Below are 23,329 nucleotides of genomic sequence, written 5' to 3'. Positions count from 1 at the left end.
TTCGACACACGCATCACCTCGGACATCAAGTACCAGCGCTCCGCCACCGCCCTGGGCATGGGAGGCCGCTGACCGCACCCGTACCGCCGCCCTCCCCCACCCTCTGGAGCAAGGACGCCGAATGAAGGTCTACCTGGTCCGCCACGGGCAGTCCCAGTGGCAGTTGAGTCCCAGCCAGGACTGGGACACCCCGCTCAGTCCGCTCGGCCACCAGCAGGCCCGGCACCTGGCCGCCTGGTGCGCCGAGCACGAACTGCTCGACGCCGGATCCCGACTGGACGTCGGCGTGTTGCGGACCAGCCCCCTCAAGAGGGCGCGGGAGACGGCCGGTTACCTCGCCGAGTCGCTCGGGCTGCCCGTCCAGGTGCAGCCCGGCCTCACCGAGGCCACCTTCCACGTGGTCTCTGAGCTGCCGAAGGCCCCGGGACCGCTCGCCCTGCCGCAGGGCGAGCTGTCCGAACGGTACGTGACGTTCCGGCGGCAGGTCGGGGAGGCGCTCGCCGGCCTGACCCAGGTGGCGGCTGAGAACGACCTCCCGGTGCTCGCGGTCACCCACGGCGGGGTCATCAAGACCCTGCTGCGGACGATCGCGGGAACGGACGCCTTCTGTCTGAAGCTCTACAACTGCGGCATCACCGCGATCGAATGGAAGGACGGCAGGTGGCGCATCGTCCATCTGAACCTCTGGGACCACCTGCCGCCGGAGCTGCGGACCACATGACGCCCCGCGCGCTCGTACCCGCCTGCCGGCTCACGGTGACCGTCCTCAACCGGTCGCGGTGGAAGCACACCCCCCTGTACGTGGAGATCCTCACCCGGGCGAAGCGCTATGGTCTGCGCAACGCCACGGTCCTCAGGGCGGTCGAGGGGTTCGGGGCGGACGGCGTCGTCGGCACCGCCCGGGTCCTCGGCCTGGGCGACCGGGCGCCGCTGATGCTCGTGATGACGGACGAGGAGCCCAGGATCTCCGGGTTCCTCGACGAGCTGGACCCACTCATGGAGATCGAGTCGATGGTGGTCGAGCGCGTGCACCAGGTCGTGGTGAGCGTGCCCGGCGCCGGGCAGCAGATGCAGGAGCGGGCGTGAGCGGACACGCCCCGCACGGAGGGGAACGGATGCGCTCACCGAACATCACGGTCAGGGAGCTGGCCGCGCACTACGGACTCGACCCCATGCCCCTGGAGGGCGGTCTCTTCAGGCGCACCTGGGCCGGTCCCGAACTGCCCGGCGGCCGGCCTGCGGGCTCCGCCATCATCGTGCTGCTGTCCGCGCCGGACGAACAGTTCTCGGCGATGCACCGGCTGCCGGGCGACGAGGTGTGGCACTTCTACCTGGGCGATCCCGTCGAGCTGCTCCTGCTCGACCCCGACGGCGGCATCCGCACGGTGGTGCTCGGGCAGGACGTCCTGGCCGGCCAGCACGTGCAGTTCACCGTCCCCGGCGGTACATGGATGGGCGGCAGGGTCGCGGACGGCGGCGAGTGGTCGCTGTTCGGCTGCACGATGGCCCCCGGATTCACCTCCGACGACTACGAGGGCGGCGACGCCGACGCGCTGTGCGCCCGCTATCCGGAGGCGGCCGCGCGGATCAGGCGCCTGGTCCGCACGGGTGTGCCGCTGCGCCATCCGGCCGGCTCCGAGGGCGCCGTGACACCGTAGCCGGCGCCCCCTTCCTGCGGACCGGCGGTGCGCCCCACGGTGGCCCGGCGGTGCGCCCGGGGTGTGCCGGGCGGTCCGTCAGGTGCCGGTGGGCCCGGCCGCGGGCCCGGCCCCGGACGCACTGCCTGCGGGGTCGGTGCCGCCCGCGCGGGCAGCGCCCGCACGCGGCATGAGTAGCAGCGCGATCATGGCGACGGCGCAGCAGCCCACGATGTACCAGCTAATCCCGGTACTGGAGTGGGTGTGCTCCAGGATCGCCGCGGCGATGAGCGGCGCCGGGCCGCCCGCGATGACGGACGCGAGCTGGTAGCCGAGGCCGGCGCCGCTGTAGCGGAGGTTCGCGTCGAAACCCTCGGCGATCAGCGCCGCCTGCGGCCCGTACTGCATGTCGTGGAAGAAGAGCGAGAGCACGATGGCCAGCAGCACGGGCCCGGAGCGGGCGGTGTCGAGCAGTGCGAAGTAGGGGAAGGCGAACACCCCGACGCAGACGATGCCGACGCCGTACGTCAGACGGCGCCCCACGAGGTCCGAGACGTACCCCCACAGCGGAACGCTGACCAGTCCGACCGCCGCGGCCACCAGCGTGTCGTCGAGCAGGTCCTGGCGGGGCAGGCCGACCTGCTGCGTGCCGTACGTGAGGACGAAGGTGATGAAGAGGTAGAACGGCGCCTGTTCCGACAGGCGGACGAAGGCGGAGGTCAGCACCTCGCGGGGCTGCTCGCGCAGCACCTGGAGGACCGGCCTGCGCACCACCGCGCGCGTCCGCTTCACCTCGTCGAACACCGGGCTCTCCAGGACGCGCAACCGTACGTAGAGGCCGATTCCCACGAGCACGATGCTGGCGAGGAACGGTACCCGCCAGCCCCAGCTCTCGAAGCCGTCCCCTGCCGCCGAGTCCATGAGGTTGACCATGCCCGTCGAGGCGAGCAGCCCGAGGGGCACGCCCAGTTGCGGCCAGCTCGTCATGAACCCGCGGCGGCGGCGCGAGCCCCATTCCATGGAGAGCAGGACGGAGCCGCCCCACTCACCGCCCACACCGATCCCCTGGACGATGCGCAGCAGCACGAGGAGCAGCGGGGCGGCGAACCCGATCGACGCGTAGCCCGGCAGCACTCCCATGAGGAAGGTGCTGGTGCCCATCAGGAGCAGGGTGACGACCAGTGTCGACTTGCGCCCGACGCGGTCCCCGAGGTGGCCGAAGATCGCCGCGCCCACCGGTCGGGCGGCGAACCCGACGAACTGGGTGCCGAAGGAGGCGAGGGCGCCGATGTAGGGGGACTGGCCGGGGAAGAAGAGGTGCGGGAAGACGAGGGCGGCGGCCGTGCCGTAGAGGAAGAAGTCGTACCACTCGATGGCCGTTCCCACCGTGCTGGCGATCACCGCCCGGGAGCGCTGGCCGCGTAGGCGTGCGGCCTCGGCAGGGGCGGGGACGTGCGTGGTCATGACGGCTCCTCTGCTGGGCAGGCGGACCACTGATCCACAGACGGGATGCCGTGAGGTTCGTGGCGCGAGGGACTGCTGTCAAGGGAGCGGGGACGCGTGCGGTGCTGCCGGGGGCCTCACGCCTGCACGGTGAATCCGTCCGTCGCGGGCGGTCTGCCGCTCTCCGCCGCACGGGAGCCGCCGGTCAGCGGGATGGTCACCGCGTCCTCGACCGGCGGGTCGAGCTCCTGGGCCCGGTTGCCGGTCGCGGCGAAGCACCGCAGCGAGATGGCCGCGGGCGTCACGTCCAGCCGCAGGAACGACTTGAAGAACGGCGGCCGGTAGGTGGCCGAGGCGGACGAGAACAGGCCCGTGCAGACCGTACGCACCGCAAGGCGCGGGCGGGACGGGTCCCCGGGGCGGCGGGCGGTGCCGAGCAGGCTCGCGACCAGGCGGATGCGCCGGGTGAGGCGCACGGGCGGGGTGCCGCTGCGCGTCGGGGGGATGCCGAGGCGCTCGGCGACGACGGCCGTCGCCTCGGCCCCGGTGAGCGTGAAGAAGCGGCGCAGCCGCAGCCGGCGGCCGTGGAGCACGCTGTAGAAGGCCAGCGAGTCACCGCGCAGCGGATAGCACCGGAAGTCCTCCTCGGTGACGTTCCCGACGGACACCCCGGGGATGGTGTGGGTGGCGTGCGTGAAGGCCCCGCCGCCGCCGGAGACCACGTACTGGATGGTGCGTCCTTCCACGTCCACCGGGTAGCGCTGGTAATTGTGGACGTCGCCGCCTATCGCGGCCACGTAGTGGTGCGCCGGGTCGCGGACGACGTCGTCGACGGTGCCGCCGCCCTCGATGGCGCAGGGGTGGTGCTCGCCGTTCACGTACAGCGGTGAGCCGGTGACGAGGATCTTGGGGCGGGGCCCCTTGGACACCTCGCGCAGCCACGCGCCCTGCTCGGCGTCGACCGTGCCGAGCAGACCCGTGTCTATGCCGATGATCCGCACCGGTCCGGCGTCGATGGCCCAGTACGGACCGGGCTGGGCGGCCTGCTGCTCCGGCCGCGAGCGCAACGCCCTTGCCTCGGCCAGGCGTTGTTCGTCGGTCGGGCTCGGCCGGTGCCACAGCAGGGCGCGCCACCAGGCACGGCTCAGGGGGCGCGGCGCGGGCTCCGGCGCGAGGGGCGGGGCGTCACCGCAGAACACCCGCATGAAGCCGCCAAGGCCCTCGTACCAGTCGTGGTTGCCGGGCACCGCGTAGATGGGCGCCGGGTAGTCCTGGTAGGGGCGGAAGAACTTCGTGCCGTAGTCGTCGGTCCTGCCGGCCGGATAGATCACATCGCTGGCGATCACCGCGAACGCACTGCCCTGACCCGCCTTCAGGAACCCCGGCACCACCGCGTACTGGGCTTCGCCGCCCTCCCCGGGGTCCCCCAGGACCATGAAGGAGAAGCAGTCCGGGTCGTCGCGCCGGATCACCTTGTCCTCGCGGGCGCCGGCCGCGGCCCGCTGCGCCACCCAGCGGCTGCGGGTGCGACCGGTGGGGTCCCCGAACCAGGACGCCACCACCCCGTTCCGCGCCGACCACAGCGTTCTCGGGTCGAGCCAGGAGATCTTCTCGACATCACGGGGCATCAGTCGTCGGTAACTGCCGTGTTCCGCAGTCCCCCGGCCGGCGCCTTCGGCGGTGTCGCGTGACGAGTCGGACATCACCTGAACCGTAGCAACGACCCGCACCGCGGCGGCGGGCGGAGGTGGCGCCTGCGGCGGACGGGGGTGCCGGCGGCGGGCGGAGGTGGCGCGTGGCAGACAGGCGGAGGTGGCGTCGCAAGGGAGGTGGCGTGGCAAGCGGCGGAGGCGGCCGCCCGGGTGGCCGCTGCCCCCGCCGACCCGGCGCGGGACCCGCCACCAGGACGCCGTTGCGAACACCGCCGCCTTCGCCGCCGAAAAGCCCGTTCCGCGTCGTCATCCCCGTACGGGCCGCGTACGGACGCGGGCCGTCCGGGCCCCGTTTCATCGAAAAGGCGGTCTGGCCGAAAACCATCATCACCACCTTGCACATCCGGCACACAAGACACAGCCGGCAACGGTGGCACATCTGTTTCCGGGGAATTCGGAACAGTACATCGGATGATCAACCCTGAATGACTATCCTGAGCCCATGCCGAACATTCCCATAGCGATATTGGACAACGGCCCGATGGAGCACGGGGCCACCCCCCGCGAGGGGCTCGCCCGTACGGTGGCCCTCGCCCGCCGGGTGGACGAACTCGGCTACCACCGGTTCTGGTACGCCGAACACCACGGCTCGGGGGTGACGGCCAGCGCGACGCCGCCCATCGTGATCGCCCGGGTGGCGGCGGCGACCTCGCGCATACGGGTCGGGGCGGGCGGTGTCATGCTCCCCAACCACTCCCCCCTCATCGTCGCGGAGCAGTTCGGCACGCTGCACGCGTTCGACCCCGGGCGCATCGACCTCGGGATCGGCCGGGGGCCCGGCACCAAGGACCCCGCCACGGTCCAGGCGCTGCTCAACGACCGCCCCGCACTCTCCTCCGAGCAGTACGCGGACCAGGTGGCCGCCCTCCTCGGGTACTTCCGGGGGGAGGGCGCGGGCGGCGTGCGCGTGCCCAGCGCGGAGAGCGACGTTCCGCAGGTGTGGCTGCTGACGTCCAGCGACGAGAGCGCGCAGTTGGCCGCCGAACTGGGACTTCCCATGTCGTTCGCCTACCACCTCAGACCGGACGCCGCGGACACGGCCATAGCGGTCTACCGTGACAAGTTCCGGCCCTCGGTGTGGCTGGAGCGGCCACGCGTCTCCATAAGCCTGATCGCGATCTGCGCCGAGACCGACGAGGCGGCAGCGCGCGTGGCACTCCCCACGACCATTTCCAGGGCACGGGTGGCCACGGGGCAGGAGAACTACCTCCCCACGGACGCGGAGGCGGTACGGTACGAATTCTCTCCGGAGGAGGAGAAGGCGCGGGAGCAATTGGCCACGTACCACGCCATAGGCTCTCCGCAAACCGTCGTGCGCAGGGCCGAAGAACTCATCGACAGGTTCTCGCTGGATGAACTCGTCGTCTTCACCCCCGTCTACGACGTGGCGAAATGCATTCGGTCCTATGAACTGCTCGCCGAGCCGCTCATCGGGAGCGCGGCACCCCGGGGCGGGGCGAAGAGCACGGCCTGATCCCGATCGCCCTCGCCTCCGGGGCCCGCTCCCACCTGCGGGACGGCCGACCGGCCCGGAGGGATGCGCCGCGCATCCCTCCGGCACCGCCGCCGTGGCCCCGCGCCACCAGGGCCCGTGTCGGGATCATGCCGGGCTCGCGGGGCCCGGCACGCGCATCCGCGGCGGCGTCTTCGGTCCCCGACGCTCCGCGCCGACTCCCTCCTCCGCCTCGCAGCCGCACGCACCGACCGCACTCCCCGATCCAGCCCGACCCAGACGAAGAGGACCAGTGACCTGAGTCGGAGATCCGGTGGTCCAGGGCCTGGATCTGCGACTTCTCGTCCACGCAGAGCACCAGTGCCTTCTCCGGCGGATCCAGGCAGAGGCCGACGACATCACGGACCTTGTCGATGAACAGCGGGTCGGTCGACAGCTTGAACGTCTGCGAGCGGTGCGGCGCGAGCGCGAACGCCCGCCGGATCCAGGCCCCGCTCGATGAAGCGCCGCAGCCAGGTGCGGACTGTGTCCGCAGTGATCCGCAGCCGCCGGGACACCTCCGTGATCGAGTGGCCCTCGGCGCGCTCCAGCACGATCCGCGACCGCCGAGCCACTGCCCGAGCCGTCGAACGACGGCGCAACCAGCCCGCCGGCACGGCCCGCCGGGCATCGGGGCGGAGCCGGACCCAGCCGCTTGGAGAACATAGCCAAAACGCTTAAGCTTCTTTCACACCGCAAGCCATCGGTCGTCCGACCGAGGCGGGGTCGATGTAAGGAACGAGCCATGCGCGCGATCGAATACGACCGGTTCGGCAGCTATGACGTACTGGAGTTGCGGGAGAGGGGCCTGCCGGTGCCCACCGAGGGGCAGGTGCTCGTCAGGATGTCGGTGGCCGGGGTCAACCCGCTGGACGAGACGGTGCGCTCGGGAAAGCTCGCACCCGCCCTGCACAAGCCGCTGCCGATCCGGCCGGGTGGCTTCGGTGTGGGGCGGGTCGAGGAGCCCGGCGCCTCGGGACTGGCCGCAGGTGACCGTGTCGTGCTGAGCGGAGGGCGGTACGGGGTGAGCACCGACGGTTCGTGGGCCGACTACATCGCGGTCGACGCGGCCCATCTGGTGCCGGTCCCGGACGGCGTCGACGACGAGACCGCCGCCGCGCTGACCACCGGCGCCGGTTACCTGACCGCTTACCTGGCGCTGAACGAGTTGGCGGGCTTCCGCGGCGGCCGGAGCGTACTGGCGCCGGGCGTCGGCGGTGCGGTCGGTCAGGGCGGCGTGGAGGTCGCCCGTGTCCTGGGCGCGGCGCAGGCCATCACCACGGCCACCACCACCGAGAAGGCGGAGCTGGGCCGGTCCGCAGGGTATGAGGTCATCGACCTCACGCACGAGTCGCTGCGGGAAGGGGTGGCGCGGCTGACCGACGGCAAGGGCGTGGACGTCGTGCTGGACGGCGTCGGGGGTTCGGTCACCGGGGAGGCACTCGGCTCGTTGGCCGTGGACGGCACCCTCGTCAGCATCGGTTACGCGGCTGGAGTGCGTGCCGAGATCAACGTGACCGACCTGATATGGAAGAACGCCCACATCCACGGATTCAGGTTCGCCCTGTTCACCCCCGAGCAGGTCAACGCCGCCAACGCGGCCCTGCTCGACCTGGTCGCACAGGGTGAGCTCCACCCGAAGGTGGCGCAGGTCTTCCCGCTGGAGAAGGCCTTTGAGGCGCAGCGCCTCTTGGCCGAGGGCGGCCCCTTCGGCCGCATCCTGCTCGCTCTGTGACCCAGCGCGCCGCACCAGGGTGACACGGGGCGTATGCCACAGCGCCAAGGGAGGTCCTGACGGGCACGTCGGCAGTGCGGACGCGCCCGTTAGGATCCTCGGACACACCGTGCCGGTGCTGCGTGACGCCAGGGGATGTCGTGTCCCGGAGAAAGGACAACGCCATGACGTGGTCGGCCACGGAGCGCTATGCCTTGGAGCCTGCTCCCGGCGGTCTCGCGTTCGTCCAGGACCTGCTCAACACCTCGCCCGCCGGCAGGCCGCGCCATGCCGACTGGCTCGACGACCCCACCACCGCGCAGACGTGGCTGAACGAGGCGCTCGCCCGGTGGAGCGCGGCTTCCGGTCGGCCCGCTCCTGCTGTGGACCTCACCGATCGTGACCGCGAGGCGCTGCGGAATCTGAGATGGGCTCTCCGCAGGCTTCTCTCCGATGGGAGCGACGGCGCCGAGGCCATGTCCGCGCAGGTACTGGCCGCCTTTCCCGCACTGTCGGTTTCGATGCAGGTCGACGAGCGTGGCACCGTCGTGGCAGAACCGTCGGGTACTGGATGGCGGAGGGTCGCATCGCTCGCGCTGATCGAATGCCTCCAGGCCCAGCAGACCGACCAGCGGCGGCGACTGAAGATATGCCGCAACGAGCGCTGCCCGTGTGCGTTCTACGACCGTTCACGCAACAACAGCGGCGTCTGGCACGACGTACGGTTCTGCGGCAACGCCGCGAACCTGCGCGCCTACCGCGCCCGCAAGCGGGAACAGGCCGCCTCCGGCAACTGACCCTCGCGGCAGGGAGACGGTCAGGTGCCGGATGCCGTCCTGGTCCGTCGATCCGATCGACGCGGTGCGGCCCATGCGGGCGCGGGTGTCGATGACCATGCCGCCCGTGGACGCCGCCTTGGCCTTGGCCCGGATCCGCGGCTGCCACCTCTTTCCCACCTCGCGCTCCAGGCGACCTGCCCCCGCGCGGCTGCCTGGGCGATCAACGCGTCCATCAGACCCTGGAACACCCCGGTCCTGGCCCAGTAGCTGAACCGGGAGCAGAGCGTTGACCAAGGCCCGTACGGCTCTGGGACATCACGCCAGCAGCCGCTGCCGGTGGGAAACCGCCGCACCACCCCGTTGGCATGGTCCCGCACCCGCCGCGGCAACGGCCCGGTTGCCGCCACCGGCAAGTGCGGCTCGATCAGAGCCCACTCGGTATCCGCCACGTCAGAACGCGCAACGCCCGAGTTCTGCCAGCCACCGCCAACACGCCACCGGCCTCACCCGGATCCGAACCTCGAACAGTCCCTAGGCGCACGCAGGGCACAGTCCGCGGTAGATGACGTCCGCCTGGGACACCGCGAAGCCGAACCGTTCCTTCGGGGGGAGGTCGGCCAGCGGATCGCCGGTCGGGTGGACGTCGCGGATGGTGCCGCAGTCGGAGCACACCAGGTGCTGGTGGGGACGGTGCGCGTTGGGGTCGTAGCGCTTGGCACGGCCGTCGGTGGAGACCTCGATGACCTCACCGAGCGAGACCAGCTCGCCCAGGGTGTTGTAGACGGTCGCACGGGAGATCTCGGGCAGCCGCTGCGTCGCGCGGGCGTGCACCTCGTCGGCCGTGAGGTGCACGTGGTCGCCGTCGAGGACCTCCGCAACGACACGCCGCTGGGAGGTCATCCGCCAGCCGCGCCCTCGCAGTCGCTCCAGCAGGTCACTCATGGGGTTCACCTATTCAGGTTCGGTGGGATACCCGAAGTTTACCGGTGGACGTCCGGGTTCGGATTTTGATATGGATTTGGCGCGCTTCTTGACCTGGACTCCGTCCATCGTAAGATCGCTTCCGGCGATAGCCAAGGGACAGGAAGACTCCAGTACGGCAGGGGACGAGGACGTGACGGGATCACCGCCGAGGAACCGCGCGGTGCCGGCCCGTGGGTGACGGCCGCAGGTCGCGCCGGTCGGGAGCGACCGGGACGGCGACCGCCCCGGCACCGGGGCGACCGCTGCGCGGGGTGCACGACCGCGCGGGTCCCGTCGTCCCGCCCAGCACCGTGCGTGAGGCCCTTCGGGTCCCCACCGCGGCGGGACTCGTGTGCCGCCCCCAGGACCGCGCCGCGTCCATCGACCACGGCCGCCCGGCCCAGGCGGCGACCGGGGTCGCCCACCGGGGCATGCGCCCCGGCTGTTCCGCCCGCAGTTCCCGAGCACCGAGATCCGCCTAGTCCGGAAGGAATTCCATGTCTGAGAACCACGACGCGATCGTCACAGACGCGAAGACGGAGGGCGCAGGTGGCTGCCCGGTCGCGCACGGCCGCGCCCCGCACCCGACCCAGGGCGGAGGGAACCGCCAGTGGTGGCCGGAGCGGCTCAACCTGAAGATCCTCGCCAAGAACCCCGCGGTGGCCAACCCCCTCGGCGAGGACTTCGACTACGCCGAGGCGTTCAAGAGCCTCGACCTCGCGGCCGTGAAGCGGGACATCGCCGAGGTGCTGACGACCTCGCAGGACTGGTGGCCCGCCGACTTCGGCAACTACGGCCCGCTCATGATCCGGATGGCCTGGCACAGCGCCGGCACCTACCGGATCAGCGACGGCCGCGGCGGTGCCGGCGCCGGTCAGCAGCGCTTCGCCCCGCTCAACAGTTGGCCCGACAACGGCAACCTCGACAAGGCCCGCCGTCTGCTGTGGCCGGTCAAGCGGAAGTACGGCCAGAGCATCTCGTGGGCCGACCTCATGATCCTCACCGGCAACGTCGCCCTGGAGACGATGGGCTTCAAGACCTTCGGCTTCGCCGGCGGCCGCGAGGACGTGTGGGAGTCCGAGGAGGACGTCTACTGGGGCCCCGAGACCACCTGGCTCGGCGACGAGCGCTACACCGGTGACCGCGAGCTGGAGAACCCGCTCGGCGCGGTCCAGATGGGTCTCATCTACGTGAACCCGGAGGGCCCGAACGGGAACCCGGACCCGATCGCGGCGGCCCGCGACATCCGCGAGACGTTCCGCCGGATGGCGATGAACGACGAGGAGACCGTCGCCCTGATCGCCGGCGGCCACACCTTCGGCAAGACCCACGGCGCCGGCCCGGCGGACCACGTCGGCCCCGACCCGGAGGCCGCCCCGCTGGAGAACCAGGGCCTGGGCTGGAAGAGCACCTACAACACCGGCAAGGGCGGCGACGCCATCACCAGTGGCCTGGAGGTCACCTGGACCAGCACGCCGACCAAGTGGGGCAACGAGTTCTTCCGGAACCTGTTCGGCTACGAGTGGGAGCTGACCCGGAGCCCGGCCGGCGCCAACCAGTGGGTGGCGAAGGACGGCGCGGGCGCGGGCACCATCCCGGACGCCCACGACCCGTCGAAGAAGCACGCCCCGACGATGCTGACGACCGACCTCGCGCTCCGGTTCGACCCGGTCTACGAGCAGATCTCGCGGCGCTTCTACGAGAACCCGGACGAGTTCGCGGACGCCTTCGCCCGTGCCTGGTTCAAGCTGACCCACCGCGACATGGGCCCGGTCGTGCGCTACCTCGGCCCCGAGGTCCCCTCCGAGACGCTGCTGTGGCAGGACCCGCTGCCGGAGCGCACCGGCGAGCTGGTCGACGCCGCTGACATCGCCGCCCTCAAGGAGCAGGTCCTCGGCTCCGGCCTCACGGTCCCGCAGCTCGTGTCGACCGCCTGGGCCTCGGCCGCCTCGTTCCGTGCCAGCGACAAGCGCGGCGGCGCCAACGGTGCGCGCATCCGCCTCGAACCGCAGCGCGGCTGGGAGGTCAACAACCCCGACCAGCTCGCGACGGTGCTGCGCACCCTGGAGGGCATCCAGGAGTCCTTCAACTCCGCGCAGTCCGGCGGCAAGCAGATCTCCCTCGCCGACCTGATCGTCCTCGCGGGCGCCGCGGCCGTGGAGAAGGCGGCCAAGGACGGCGGCATCGACATCGAGGTGCCCTTCACGCCGGGCCGCGTGGACGCCTCGCAGGAGCAGACGGACGTGGAGTCGTTCGCCGCCCTGGAGCCGGCCGCCGACGGGTTCCGCAACTACGTGGGCAAGGGCAGCCGGCTGCCGGCCGAGTACCTGCTGCTCGACCGGGCGAACCTGCTGAGCCTGAGCGCTCCCGAGATGACCGTCCTCGTCGGTGGTCTGCGCGTCCTGGGTGCGAACTACCAGCAGTCCTCGCTGGGAGTCCTCACCACGTCCCCCGGCACCCTGACCAACGACTTCTTCGTCAACCTGCTCGACCTGGGCACGGAGTGGAAGTCGACGTCCGAGGCGCAGGACGCGTTCGAGGCCCGCGACGCCGCCACGGGCGAGGTCAAGTGGACCGGCAGCCGTGCCGACCTGGTCTTCGGTTCGAACTCCGAGCTGCGTGCGCTCGCCGAGGTCTACGCGAGCGACGACGCGAAGGAGAAGTTCGTGCACGACTTCGTCGGTGCATGGGCCAAGGTCATGGACCTCGACCGGTTCGACCTGGTCTGATCATGATGGCTCCGGGCCGGTCCGCGACGGGCCGGCCCGGACGTCGTCCGTCCGCCGCGATCCCGGCGTCGGCGCCCCGGCGCGACGCCGGGATTCTCCGTCTTCTCCCCCGACGCGGGTGCCCCTTCTGCCCCGACACGGGTGCCCCTTCGCCCCCGATGCGCGTGTCCCGCCGACCGGACGGCCGCTGCGTCCGGGGGCGCCGGTCGTCGTGGCGCCTGCGCGGGCCGGCCTACCCCGGGGGGCCGACCGGCGGCAGGGGCTCGGGCGGGTCGGACGGGTGGGCGCGCAGGGACTGGAGCAGCAGGGCCACGAGCCGCCTGGACAGGGCGGGTGCCCCGGCAGGGGAGTTCGCGACGACGCCCGCGTTGGCCATGAGCAGGAGCCTGAGGTCGCCGGGTGCGAAGTCGGCGCGCAGGTCCCCGCTGTCCTTGGCGCGCCGGGTGAGTTCGCGAAAGCCGCGGGCGTTGCGGCCGAGCTCCCCCGCGAAGCCGGCCCCCTCGGGGACGGCCGACAGGAACGCCCCGGTGAAACCCCTGTCGACGGTCTGGATGGCGCACGCCTTCTCGACAACCGTGCAGAACCCGCGCCAGGGGTCCGGATCCGCCAGGGCGTCGTCGACGGCGGCCACACAGGCCGCCACCTGCTCGGCGAACACCTCGGTGACCAGCGACTCCCTGGTGGGGAAACGGCGGTAGAGCGTCGCGACCCCGACGCCGGCGCGCCGGGCGATCTCACGCATCGTCACATCCGGCCCGCGTGCCGCGAACGCCTCGCGGGCGACCTCGACGATGCGGTTGCGGTTGTCGAGCGCGTCGGTGCGCAGGGCCCGCCGCGCCCCGGTGCCTGTCCCGCCCTCGCCCGGCACCCGATCCGCGTCGACGCTCATGCCTCTCACTCTACCGCCAAACGGACGCAATGTTCCGATTGCGTTGTTAGCGTTCCAAGACGGCCGGAACACGACGTCCGGTTGTCTCGCCCGCGGGTGCCGGTCCGGTCGCCGGCCGGGGCGGGTGGGCCACTACCGGCCCGCGAGGTGCCGTTCGAGGTAGATGCCGGTGAACACCGCCACCTTGGCGCGCAGCACCCAGGGGTCGAACGGCTTGCCGATGTAGTCGACGGCACCGGCCGCGTATCCGCGGGCGGAGTGCTCCGGGTCGGCGCCCATGGCGGTGAGGAAGATGATCGGCACATGCCGGTTGCGCGGCCTGCGTTTGATGTGGGCGGCGGTCTCGTAGCCGTCCATGTCGGGCATCTGCACGTCCATGATGATCACGGCGACGTCATCGTGGTCGAGCAGGGCCTTGAGTGCCTGCTGGCCGGACGAGACCGCGACGAGCTCCTGCTCCAGCGTGGCCAGGACCGCGGTCATGGCAAGCAGGTTGTCGGGCTGGTCGTCCACGATCAGAACCTTGGGCAGGGCGGGCAGCGGTGCCGTCGACAGGGTGGTGGAGGACTGCTGGGCGCCTTCGACGGCCTCGAGCTGGCGCTCCAGCAGCGCGCACCGCGCCTCTGCCTCGGTGCACAGCCTGCGGGCCGCGTGCAGTTCGGCGCACAGGCGGGCCACCTCGTCCCGCAGCGTGTCGCGCTCACGCAGCAGTTCGCAGACGTCGGGGTTGGCCGCCGCAAGGCGGTCGGCCCGTTCGCGTTCCGCGCTCCACTCCGCCTCCAGTTGGCTCAGCCGCACCTCCAGGTCGGCGATGCGGTGCTTGCGGTCGAGCAGGGCGTCGCCCAGGGCGTCGCCGCGGGCGGTGGAGCGGCGCGAGAGGCGGTCGGCCTCGGCGAGCTGCTGTTCCAGGATCTCCACCGCGTGCTTGGGGGAGGCGCCGGTCTCCACGGCCGCCCGGTGCAGTTTCCGTACGAGTTCGAGGGCATCCGGCGTGGCGGCCACCCCGCGGTGCTCGGCGACATCGGTGAACAGGTCCATGACTACCTCCCAGGGCGGGACGCGGGAGCCGTTGAGGTAGCGGGAGAAGGTGCCGGCGTCCCGGACCCGCCGGGCCGCGTACCTGCGCACCGACACACCGAGGCCCTCGAAGAGTTCGCGCAGCGCCGTCGCCAGGGCCCGGGACTGCGGTGTCAGGTCCTGGCCCAGCGGTCGCAGTTCACCCACGGCCGTCCCCCCTCCGGGCCTGCGAGGGGCGGCCCGCGGTGCGCCCCCGGCTCCCGGCCTCCGGCGTGATGGCCTGGTTGAAGACCGGCACGGCCGCTCCCGCGGCGGCCAGTCCGCAGAGCACACCGCGTGCGGGAGCGTCCCCCGCACACACCGACAGCAGGCCGGCCCCCAGGCCGACCAGCACGGCGAGCAGGCACACCAGTGCCGCCCTGGTCGACAGCAGTGAACGGTCCATCGTTCCCCTTTCGCCGCCCGGCGGCACACGGCCGGGCCGGCACACCCCGAGTGGGTTCGCCAGAAGGTGAGCCACAGGATGGAACGGGACGAAGGTGTTGCGCCAGGCAATCGGCCAACCGGCAACGTTGGGGACCGTTGCCAACCCGCCACTCCTCAGCACGGAGCCCATCGCCCCAGGTCAAGGCCCTGTCACCGCCCGGTGTTGCGCCCACGCCCGGCTGTTGGGAGGCGTACGGGCCATGGCGGTGCGCCGGCCGGAGGCGACAGGGGCGACAGGGGCGACAGGGGGCGACGGCCGAAGCCGGCGGCCGTCGGCCCGGGCCTCGTGCGAGGCCCCGGCCGACGGCCGCCACCGTGCGGGGCACCGGCCCCGGTGTCGCTAGGGGGCCAGTGTCTGGCCCAGGTGGGCGCCCGCGGGGGCGCCCAGCGTGCCGCGGCCCATCAGGTCGGCACCGGCGACGTCGATGCCGGCGCTGCCGCTGCCCAGGGCGGCGACCACGCCGTTGCCGGCGTCCTCGCCCTCGGCGCCGATGGCCAGGTCGGTGCGGCCGTACCCCGACAGGTCCGCGAGCAGCACGGAGGAGCCGTGGTGGTCGCCGCTCTCGCTCACTCCCGGCATGCCCGCGGTGTCCTGGGTGAGGGCCTGGGCGCCGGTGCCGGTCACACCGGACGCGGTGCCCTTCAGCAGCACGGTCGACCCGGCGTCCGTGCGGGCGGCGCCGTCCCGGGTGATGTCCTCGCCCGGCAGGCCCGTCAGCACGTCGGCGTAGCCGTCCAGGTCCACGTCGCCGACCGCGACCGAGGCGCCCATGGCGTCACCGGCCTCCGCGGAGCCCGGCACCCCGGAGGTGTCCTGGTGGACCGTCCTCGCGCCGGTGGCGGCCGGACCGGTCGCCGAGTCGGGAAGCACGGTGATCTGGCCGCCCGAGTGGGCGCCGGACTCGGCGGTGTACGGCTGGCCCACGACGAGGTCGTCGAAGCCGTTGCCGTTGATGTCCCCGGCCGCCACGGACCGGCCGCCCGGCACCCCGAGGGCGCCGGCCTGCACCAGGCCGGCCGCGGAGCCCCTGAACCAGACCAGGTGCCCGGTGCCCGACGCGTCCAGGTAGGTGAGGGCCACGTCCTGGTAGCCGTCGCGGTCGAAGTCGCCGCTCGTGGCGTCCTCGTGGGTAAGCGTTCCGGTGGACGACAGGGTGCCGTACCGGGAGGTGCCGTCGGCCGCGCGGACGTTCCAACTGCCGCCCGAGCCGGTGCCCGCCGCGAACACGTCCGCCCTGCCGTCGGCGTCGAAGTCACCGACCGCCACGGCCGAGCCGAGCCCCGCGCCCGTCTGCGTCACACCGCTCGTGGTCCACGAGTCGCCGGAGTCGAGGCCGGGCCCGTACAGGACGGTGACCGCACCCCGGTCGGCGTGCCCGGAGGTGTCGTCCTCGCCGGGCACGCCCACGGCCAGGTCGGCGGCCCCGTCGCCGTTGACGTCGCCCCAGGCCGTGGCCGCACCGAAGTGGTCACCGGCCTCCTGGGAGCCGGGCACACCGCCGCTCGCCTGGTCGATGACGCGCCTGGCGGCGGGCACGGGCCCGTTCGCACCGCCGGGCACCACGGTCACGGAGCCGCCGCCGGACGATGTGGCGGGGGTGCCGGTGACCAGGTCCGTCAGGCCGTCGCGATTGGCGTCCGCGGTGGGCAGGGCGGCCGAGACACCGGGCAGCGCGGCCAGTTTCGCGATGGTGGGCAGCTTCGGGTAGAGGTGCGCGCCCGGGCAGGCGGTGGCGTTGGTGTCCCGGTGCCCGAAGACCCGCGGCAGGGTGATCGACTGGCCCTTGTCGACCAGGTTGCCGTCCTGGCCCTTGGGACTGCCGGACACCAGCGTCACCTTGCCGGTCGGGTCGATGCCGTACATGCCGAACTTCCACGCCACCACACGGGCGATGGCCCGCAGGCCGGCCCGCGTCGGTTGCGCGCTCTCGAAGTTGCCGATGTACGAGATGCCGACGGTGTTGGTGTTGAAGCCCACGTCATGGGCCCCGACCACGGGCAGGTCCATGCCGCCGCTGCGGCCCTCGAAGATCTGCCCGCACCGGTCGACGACGAAGTTGTAGCCGATGTCGTAGTAGCCGCGGGCGAAGTGCTCCTGCTGGATGGTGCGCATCCGGGCCCGGGAGTCGGCGCAGGAGACGGTGTTGTCGGAGTCGACACCGGTGTGGTGGATGACCGCGGCCTTGATCTCCGTGCCGTACGACGGGGTGCCGTCGTAGTCGGTGGAGGCGCCCCACTGGGCCTGGGTGATGATGGGCGGCTTCACCACGGTGGACGGCAGCGGCGCGGGCGGCGTGTCGGACGGCGCGGGCGTCGGGGAGGCCGGGTCGGTCGCCGTCCCGGACGGGGACGGGCCCGCCGGATCACCGGGCGCGCTCTCCGTGGGCGCCGGGTCCGAGGGGGACGGCGTCGGCGTGTCCGCGGGCGGCGGGGCGGGGGACGTGTCCGTGGGCGAGGGCGCCGTGTCCGCGGCGTAGGCGGCGGCCCGCATGCCCGGCGAGGCGTCGGGGCCGTGTGCCGAGCCCTTCGGGTCGGTGCCGGGGTCGAGCAGTTCGACGTCCATCCCGGACGGCAGCGGCGCGGTCGAGCCGTCGTCGCCGACCACCCGAACCTGCACGCCGTCGGCGTCGTCCGTCCACAGCGAGGCGGTACCGCCTCGCTGTGCGGCCCGCGCGGCCTCCTCGCCGTCCGCGGAGAACGGGTCGTCGGGCAGGTGCTGCCACCCGGACCAGGTCCCTGACGCCGCCTTGCGGTAGCGCACCTCCGCGGTGCCGTGCAGCGGGGCCTTCGCGTCGTCCCAGGTCAGCATGACCGCACTGAAGCGGCCGGTGCTCTTCTGCGGCAGTTCCCTGCGGTGCGCGCCCGCGCTGTGCAACGCCAGGCTGTGCACCGAGGGCCGCCGTGCCGCGGCCCCCTGCGGGTGCTCCTCCACGGTCCCCGCCATGGCGTGGATCGCCGTGCCCGCGCCCCCCAGCACGACGGCTCCGATCGTGATCCACACCCGCCGCCTCAGGCTCAGCGGCCGGAAGGCGTGCGATCTCTGCGCTGCACGCTCTGTGCGCGCGGCTCGCGCCCTGCGCGATGTACGCGGGCTCAAGTGCCCCACCCCTCAAACATTCAGAATCTCGCCACTCGACGTTCACGTGGCCACGCTTCGTACAGCGCCGTGTCCTCGGTGGACATCACCACACGGTGATGTGACACGTGTCACCCGTCGATGCCCCCTGCGGCCTGGCTGCCGCCTCCCGGCTGCATTCCTGCCGTGTCCCTGCTGTGCCCCTGCCCCCCGTGGTGCCGCGTGCGGTGTCGCGGGGGCCGGGGCACCGCAGGTCGGGGCCGGGGCCTTCCGCCAACGGGCGGCTCCCTCCCGCGGACGGCCCGTGCCCTGCCGCGGTGGGCGCGACGGAACCCGGGCCCGCGGTGCGGGGCGCCACCGCAGGGGCGCCGCCGCAGGGCGGTCAGCCGTCACCAGGGCGGTCAGCCGTCACGAGGTGCGAACTTCCCCGCCACGGCATAGCTCGTGTCGGTCACCTTCCCCGTCTCCATGAGCTGTTTCAGCCTGCGCAGGTTCGCCGCCATCTCGTCCTCCGGCGACTTCCCGGCCAGCGCCAGGGCCGCGCGTCCGAGTTTTCCGAGGGGAGTGCTCATCACCTCGCTGACCTCGGTCCGCCCGGGCCCGTCCGCACGGTCGAAGCGGAGCGTCCAGCGCGTCCTCAGCCAGGGCGGCATGGTCGTCTTGTAGCTGATCATCTCGTTCGGCCGCTCCTGCGTCACCCGGACCGTCCAGCGGATCCGCAGCCCCCGCGGGCCCTGCACGGTCCACCGGGACGTCGTGGGGCCGGTCAGCCGCACGGACGTGACGTCGCCCAGGAAGCGCGGCAGGTTCCTGAAGTCCCGGTAGAACGCGAACACCTCGCTCGGAGCGCGCGAGATGGTGACGCCGGCACGGGCCGTATAGCCTTCCCGCCCGGTGGACGGACTGCGGTGGGGTGCGGGCATGCTCCGCCTCCTCGGGGGTTCTCCTCGTCGCGCGGCGGCGCGACGGCACGGGTCGGCCCGAGGACCAGCGGGACCCGCATTCGGCGGGCGCCCCGGCCGGAGCGTGCCGCGTGCGGCGGGCCCGGACCCGTGGCGGCCCCCTGGGCCGATGGAGCCGCACGGGTACCCCCGAAGTGAGCACCGCCATCCGAACGCCGCCCCTTCTCACCGCACGCGGCACGCCCATCACGTACCGTGCACCCGACGGCGTTCCGGGTGCGGGCCGGCCTGATGGCCGGTGGCGGCCACGGCTGTGTCACCACGCTGTACGGTGGCGCCGCGCGCCCGGGCCCGTGCGTGGGCCCCGACCAGCTCACCGAAGGATGTGACCGTGCCGCTCGAACGTCTCCCCGCCACTTCCGCCGCCCGGATCGGGCTCGGCCTCGCCGCGCTCGGGCGCCCCGGCTACATCACCCTGGGCCGCGAGTCGGATCTGCCCGCGGAGCGGACGGTCGCGGCGATGGAGGCCCGCGCCCACGAGGTGCTCGACGCGGCGTACGCACACGGCGTGCGGTACGTCGACGTGGCGCGCTCGTACGGGAGGGCGGAGGAGTTCCTCGCCCGATGGCTGCACAGCCGTCCCGGCCACGACGATGTCGTGATCGGCAGCAAATGGGGCTACACCTACACCGCCGACTGGCACGTCGACGCGAGCGTGCACGAGGTCAAGGACCACGGCCTTGCCACCTTCGAGCGGCAGCTTGCCCAGACACGGGGCCTGCTCGGCAACCGCCTCGACCTGTACCAGGTCCACTCGGTGACGCCCGAGAGCACCGTCCTGACCGATCGCGCGCTTCAGGACGCGCTCGCCTCCCTCGCCGCCGACGGTGTCGCGATCGGTCTGAGCACCACCGGTCCCGAGCAGCCGGCCGCCATCCGTGCCGCGCTCGCGGTCACCGTGGCCGGCGTCCCGCTCTTCTCCAGCGTCCAGGCCACGTACAACCTGCTGGAGCCCTCGGCCGGGCCCGCCCTCGCCGAAGCGCACGACGCGGGGCGCACCGTCATCGTCAAGGAGGCCCTCGCCAACGGCCGCCTCGTGCACCAGGGGGCCGACTCGCCCCTCGGCCGCCTCGCGGCGGAGACCGGCACCGGCCAGGACGCCCTGGCCCTGGCCGCCGTCCTGCGCGAGCCGTGGGCCGACATCGTCCTCTCCGGCGCCGCCACCACGGACCAACTCACCGCCAACGTCTCGGCGTCCGCCGTGCACCTCACCGACGACCGGGCCGGGCTGCTGTCGGCCCTGGCGGAGCCGGCGACCGCGTACTGGCGGCGCAGGGCCACTCTGCCGTGGACGTAGGGCAGGGCGGGCAGCCCAGCGGGCCACCCTGTTTATCGACCATTCACCCCCGGCTCGTACACTCCTCCTCCACAAACGGACGGGAGTCCCCGCCTCGACCTGGCGGATGAGACCGCCCTGCGGCGGCCGGGGCCCGGTGGGCCAACGGACAGCCGGGCCGCTCGACCGCCCCTCCCACACCGCACCGCCGTCCCAGCGGCACCGCCGTCCCAGCCTCACCGGGATCCGAGGCCGCACCGTCATCCGAGGCCGCACCGGGACCCGAGCTGCCCCCCGCACCGTCACGACGCTGTTCCGCACCTCCTCGGCCGCACACCGTTTCGCGCGTCCATGCCGTGGAGAACCGCATCACAGCGGAAGCGAACGGGGCACGAACGAACGGCAGACGGAGGCGACGTGGCCGACGGAACGACCGGCAAGCCCTTAGGACGGCACGGGGAGCCCCCACCCCGGGGAAGCGACTCTCCAGCCGGCCGCAGCAGTCACAGGAGCCGGACAAGCCGGGCGCGCCCCGGCGACCGGGGCGAACGGGCCGCGGGCCCGGGCCCCGCACCGAGCCGGCGGGGCATCCTCGCGGCGGCGGTGCCCGCCGCCTTCGGTGCGGCCGGCCTGCTGACCGGGTGCGGCGGCACGAGCACCGCGAAGGGCGCGTCGGACGCCGAGGGCGGCGGCTCGCCGGGGCACCGCTCCCCCTCCCCCCGGCCGACCCCCACCAGGCGGCCCCGGCCACCGGAGTTGCCGCGCGGCGGCAGGACGCTCTTCCCCGCCTACCGGCTCTTCGGCTACTGCGGCCTGCCCGGTGCCGCCGCGCTCGGCAGGCTCGGCACGGGCGACGCCGAAGAGCGGGCGAAGGAGATAGAGCGCAAGGCCCACGAGTACGGCGGCGGGCGGGCGCCCCTGCCGGTGTTCGAGCTCCTGGCCTGCGTCGCCAACAGCAGCGCGGGCCCGGACGGCACGTACCGCACCCGGACGCCGTCCGACACCATCGGGCGTTTCCACGAACTCGCGCACAGGCATCGCGCGATGCTCCTGCTCAACATCCAGCCCGGGCGGGCCTCCGTGCTCGACGAGGTCAGGGCGCTGCACGAGTGGCTCGTACACGCCGACGTCGGTGTGGCGCTCGACCCGGAGTGGGAGATGGGGCCGGGCCAGGTGCCCGGCAACACCTACGGGCACACCGACGGAGGCGAGCTCAACGACGTCGTCCGTTATCTGTCGGACGTCGTCGCCGACCACGACCTGCCCGAGAAGCCGTTCGTCTTCCACGAGGTGGCCACGTCCGTGGTGGGGGACAGAAGCACCCTGCGGCCCCGTCCAGGGGTCGTACCGATCATGAGCGCGGACGGCATCGGCTCGCCCGGCCTCAAGCGCGCGACCTGGCACCAGTTGGTGAGGCGACTGCCCCGCGGCCTGCACACCGGCTTCAAGCTCTTCTACGACGAGGACACCCGGGGCAGTCGTCTGATGTCCCCGAAGGAGGTGCTGGCCCTCGAACCGCGGCCGGAGTACGTGATGTACGAGTAGTTCGCCGCGGGCGGAGTAGGCATGTACGAGTAGTTCGCCGCGGCCGGAGTAAGGGCATCGCGGGTGGTTCGCCGCGGCCGGGGACGCGCCGCGGCCGCGGCGGGGCGTCCTCGCCCCGCCGCGGCCTCCCCCGTGCGCCGTGGGCGCCGGCCGCCGGTGCGGCCGCCGCCCACGGGGACGGCCTCGGGCCGTCACGGTCCTGTGCTAGGCGTTGTTCGCCTTCTTGCGGCGGCTCATGAAGACGGCGCCGCCGCCGGCGACGACCAGGACGGCCGCCGCGCCCGCGATGTACGGAGTGGCGGAGCTGCCACCGGTCTCCGCCAGGTTCGAGTTGTCGGAGCCGCTCTGCGGCTCGGTGCCGGCACCGCCGTCGGACGAGGCGCCCGACGTGGCGCCACCGCTGGTGTCACCGCCGGCCGTCGAACCGCCCGACGTCGAACCACCGGACGAGGAGTTACCGGCCGACGAACCACCCGTCGAGGAACCGCCGGACGAGGAACCGCCCGACGCGCCCGCACCGTCGTCGCCCGGCGTCTCGCAGCTCGCCTTGACCAGCGTGAGGTCACCGGTGACGTCGGCGACGTTCAGCTTGCCCGGGTTGACGTGCACCTTGAGCTGGAGGGCGGTCGAGGCGGCCGTGGTGGACGTCTTGACCGTCTTGGCGAGGTCCAGGCTGACCTCGCCGACACCGTCGACCGTCACCTTGGTGGTACCGCCCGCGCGCACCGAGACCTTCTTGCCGAGGACGGTGACGTCGCCGACGAAGTTGGTGCCCGCGGTGGGCGCCTCACCCGCGGCGCAGGTCGCCTTGGAGGTGACCGCGTCGACCTCCACGAGGCCCAGCAGCGGGAGGCCGGGGAGGTGCACCACGGCGTGGGTGAGGTTCGCGTAGCCCTCGGACCTGGTCTTGTCCGAGGTCGCCTTGGCGGTGGCCACGTCGGCACGGAGGATGCTGAACGGCTTGCCCTTGTCGACACCGTCGAGCTTGGCGGTGAGCAGGGTCTTGGCCGCGTCGGCGGGGGCGTGCACCTCGTTGAGGGACACGTTGAGCGGAAGCTGCGCCGTCTTGTTCAGAAGCGAGACGTCGAGGCCCGTCTTCAGCACGACCGCGTCGGCGTTGCCACCGGTGTGGCCCGAGGCGGGCGTCGCGCTGGCGAGCGCGGCCGGCCCGAGGGCGAGCGTGCCCGCGGCGAGAGCTACGGCGACGCCGATGGCGGCCGACCGACGCCTGGGCGCGCGGGAGCTGAGGCTGTGCATACTGCGCAAAATGGGAGAACCCCTCCTGACATGGAGCCGTCGGCGCCGCCGCTGGAACCAGCGCGACCACCGCGGCTATGACCGAAGTAATATTTGCTTACGCGGCGTTATTTTTCGACTACAGGCCAGCCATTCACTCGAAAGAGTGGTTTAGATTGAACGTGGGTGCGATTGCCACGCGCGACATCCGAACGGCGGCGAGCCGGTCGGCCGCGCCGCACCCTCGCCGGACCCTGCCCCACCACCGCCGCGCCCTCGCCCGTTCCGCAGTGTTTCGGCAGCCTGCACCCTCCCTTCCCTATGAGTTCACGCCATAGAACAGGGACGATTTCTAGCCTCGGGGCCGGTTCGC

18 protein-coding genes and 3 pseudogenes are annotated in these 23,329 nt (G+C 72.5%); 9 read left to right on the top strand and 12 right to left on the bottom strand.

From position 1 onward, the window contains the following. Positions 1-121: 121 nt before the first annotated feature. The 3 genes from IE313_RS11760 to IE313_RS11750 are packed head-to-tail and all read left to right on the top strand — an operon-like array spanning position 122 to position 1,658. Positions 122-721 (top strand): histidine phosphatase family protein, encoded by a 600-nt coding sequence (locus tag IE313_RS11760; RefSeq protein ID WP_189930943.1) that lies wholly within the window; start codon positions 122-124, stop codon positions 719-721. Next, positions 718-1,086 carry a DUF190 domain-containing protein gene (locus IE313_RS11755; protein ID WP_189930941.1) on the top strand — a complete coding sequence of 123 codons (369 nt, stop codon included), beginning with the start codon at positions 718-720 and terminating at the stop codon, positions 1,084-1,086. The genes IE313_RS11760 and IE313_RS11755 overlap by 4 nt, the downstream gene beginning before the upstream one ends. Positions 1,087-1,115: 29 nt before the next feature. Continuing rightward, positions 1,116-1,658 (top strand): cupin domain-containing protein, encoded by a 543-nt coding sequence (locus IE313_RS11750; protein ID WP_189930939.1) that lies wholly within the window; start codon positions 1,116-1,118, stop codon positions 1,656-1,658. 78 nt (positions 1,659-1,736) lie between these two features. On the opposite strand, the gene IE313_RS11745 is transcribed toward IE313_RS11750, so the two are convergent. Next, on the bottom strand, positions 1,737-3,101 hold the full coding sequence (locus IE313_RS11745; protein WP_189930937.1) for an MFS transporter: 1,365 nt from the start codon (positions 3,099-3,101) through the stop codon (positions 1,737-1,739). A gap of 116 nt (positions 3,102-3,217) precedes the next feature. Further along, positions 3,218-4,783 (bottom strand): metallophosphoesterase family protein, encoded by a 1,566-nt coding sequence (locus tag IE313_RS11740; RefSeq protein ID WP_189930936.1) that lies wholly within the window; start codon positions 4,781-4,783, stop codon positions 3,218-3,220. Positions 4,784-5,234: 451 nt separating this feature from the next. On the opposite strand from IE313_RS11740, the gene IE313_RS11735 reads away from it, so the two are divergent. Continuing rightward, entirely contained in the window at positions 5,235-6,266 is a 1,032-nt protein-coding gene (locus tag IE313_RS11735; protein WP_189930935.1) for an LLM class flavin-dependent oxidoreductase, read from the top strand. Positions 6,267-6,561: 295 nt separating this feature from the next. Here IE313_RS11735 and IE313_RS36380 read toward each other — a convergent pair. Next, positions 6,562-6,901 (bottom strand): annotated as a pseudogene (locus IE313_RS36380) (helix-turn-helix domain-containing protein); the annotation flags it as partial. 128 nt (positions 6,902-7,029) lie between these two features. Between IE313_RS36380 and IE313_RS11725 the strand changes: the two are divergent. Next, a complete protein-coding gene (locus IE313_RS11725; RefSeq protein ID WP_189930934.1) occupies positions 7,030-8,019 on the top strand; it encodes a quinone oxidoreductase family protein in 990 nt (329 codons plus the stop codon). A 164-nt stretch (positions 8,020-8,183) separates the two neighbouring features. Further along, entirely contained in the window at positions 8,184-8,795 is a 612-nt protein-coding gene (locus IE313_RS11720) for a CGNR zinc finger domain-containing protein (RefSeq protein WP_189930933.1), read from the top strand. Here the strand turns inward: IE313_RS11720 and IE313_RS35095 are convergent. The 3 genes and pseudogenes from IE313_RS35095 to IE313_RS11710 form a co-directional block, all read right to left on the bottom strand. Further along, positions 8,724-8,975 (bottom strand): annotated as a pseudogene (locus IE313_RS35095) (telomere-protecting terminal protein Tpg); the annotation flags it as partial. The gene IE313_RS11720 and the pseudogene IE313_RS35095 sit on opposite strands and share 72 nt — an antisense overlap. 47 nt (positions 8,976-9,022) lie before the next feature. Next, a pseudogene (locus tag IE313_RS36375) lies at positions 9,023-9,226 on the bottom strand (transposase); the annotation flags it as partial. An 82-nt stretch (positions 9,227-9,308) separates the two neighbouring features. Beyond that, positions 9,309-9,719, bottom strand: coding sequence for a Fur family transcriptional regulator (locus IE313_RS11710; RefSeq protein ID WP_189930931.1), 411 nt, complete (start codon positions 9,717-9,719; stop codon positions 9,309-9,311). Positions 9,720-10,237: 518 nt separating this feature from the next. Between IE313_RS11710 and katG the strand changes: the two genes are divergently transcribed. Further along, positions 10,238-12,469: a catalase/peroxidase HPI gene (gene katG, locus IE313_RS11705; RefSeq protein ID WP_189930930.1), complete on the top strand. Its 2,232-nt coding sequence runs from the start codon at positions 10,238-10,240 to the stop codon at positions 12,467-12,469. A gap of 232 nt (positions 12,470-12,701) precedes the next feature. Here the strand turns inward: katG and IE313_RS11700 are convergent, their stop codons facing one another. The 5 genes from IE313_RS11700 to IE313_RS11680 all read right to left on the bottom strand — a co-directional run bounded on the left by IE313_RS11700 (position 12,702) and on the right by IE313_RS11680 (position 18,860). Next, positions 12,702-13,358 carry a TetR/AcrR family transcriptional regulator gene (locus IE313_RS11700; protein ID WP_189930929.1) on the bottom strand — a complete coding sequence of 219 codons (657 nt, stop codon included), beginning with the start codon at positions 13,356-13,358 and terminating at the stop codon, positions 12,702-12,704. 132 nt (positions 13,359-13,490) lie between these two features. Continuing rightward, complete coding sequence (locus IE313_RS11695; RefSeq protein WP_189930928.1) at positions 13,491-14,582, bottom strand: response regulator; 1,092 nt, start codon at positions 14,580-14,582, stop codon at positions 13,491-13,493. Beyond that, positions 14,575-14,820: a hypothetical protein gene (locus tag IE313_RS11690; protein ID WP_189930927.1), complete on the bottom strand. Its 246-nt coding sequence runs from the start codon at positions 14,818-14,820 to the stop codon at positions 14,575-14,577. Before IE313_RS11690 ends, IE313_RS11695 begins: the two co-directional genes overlap by 8 nt. A 381-nt stretch (positions 14,821-15,201) precedes the next feature. Further along, on the bottom strand, positions 15,202-17,862 hold the full coding sequence (locus IE313_RS11685) for an N-acetylmuramoyl-L-alanine amidase (protein ID WP_308439163.1): 2,661 nt from the start codon (positions 17,860-17,862) through the stop codon (positions 15,202-15,204). Between the two features lie 476 nt (positions 17,863-18,338). Continuing rightward, complete coding sequence (locus IE313_RS11680; protein ID WP_189930926.1) at positions 18,339-18,860, bottom strand: SRPBCC family protein; 522 nt, start codon at positions 18,858-18,860, stop codon at positions 18,339-18,341. 370 nt (positions 18,861-19,230) lie between these two features. On the opposite strand from IE313_RS11680, the gene IE313_RS11675 reads away from it, so the two are divergent. Together IE313_RS11675 and IE313_RS11670 are read left to right on the top strand one after the other, a co-directional pair. Continuing rightward, complete coding sequence (locus IE313_RS11675; protein WP_189930925.1) at positions 19,231-20,196, top strand: aldo/keto reductase; 966 nt, start codon at positions 19,231-19,233, stop codon at positions 20,194-20,196. Between the two features lie 582 nt (positions 20,197-20,778). Then, positions 20,779-21,720 (top strand): hypothetical protein, encoded by a 942-nt coding sequence (locus tag IE313_RS11670; protein WP_229924540.1) that lies wholly within the window; start codon positions 20,779-20,781, stop codon positions 21,718-21,720. 204 nt (positions 21,721-21,924) lie between these two features. Here IE313_RS11670 and IE313_RS11665 read toward each other — a convergent pair whose 3' ends face one another. Then, positions 21,925-22,977 carry an SCO1860 family LAETG-anchored protein gene (locus IE313_RS11665; protein ID WP_189930924.1) on the bottom strand — a complete coding sequence of 351 codons (1,053 nt, stop codon included), beginning with the start codon at positions 22,975-22,977 and terminating at the stop codon, positions 21,925-21,927. Positions 22,978-23,329: the final 352 nt, after the last annotated feature.

The sequence above is a fragment of the Streptomyces sulfonofaciens genome (assembly GCF_014656295.1).
Classification (GTDB): domain Bacteria; phylum Actinomycetota; class Actinomycetes; order Streptomycetales; family Streptomycetaceae; genus Streptomyces; species Streptomyces sulfonofaciens.
Note: the sequence above shows the minus strand (reverse complement) of the source record. Positions and strands in the feature narration are given on the sequence as shown.